1 pseudogene is annotated in these 428 nt (G+C 50.2%); it reads left to right on the plus strand.

The window, feature by feature from the left end:
- Nucleotides 1–174 (plus strand): annotated as a pseudogene (locus AACY49_RS31350) (LysE family translocator); the annotation flags it as partial.
- Nucleotides 175–428: the final 254 nt, after the last annotated feature.

Genomic DNA, 428 nt, shown 5'->3' on the forward strand with positions numbered 1-428 from the left:
GTGATGATTGCAACCTGGACCTTGCTGGACCTGCTGTGCAAACTGGCCTACGGACTGGGCGCCCATGGTGCTGCGCGCTATCTGCGCAGCGGCAAGGGACAAAGTTGGTTCAACCGGATCAGCGCCGGTTTGTTCGGTAGTGCAGGAGCCGTATCGTTACTCAGCAGCCACTGAGATATTTAAAGGGCATTTCAACTTGCCGCGTCGGGCGAAATACAACGCAACAACCCATGGATGTACAACTCTAAAAAACAAAACCTAATATAACCGCGCTATTCGACAAATAATTGGGCAGAACAAGGATGTTCAAATGGCCACTTTTACACCGGATTCGTTCCAGCATACTGACTCCGTAGTAATCACGGATATAGGCTTCCTTGCGAATGAGCGCACAGCTTCGACCATCGATTTTGATGGCGAATTCTCCA

The organism is Pseudomonas sp. EL_65y_Pfl2_R96 (genome assembly GCF_963970905.1).
Lineage (GTDB): Bacteria > Pseudomonadota > Gammaproteobacteria > Pseudomonadales > Pseudomonadaceae > Aquipseudomonas.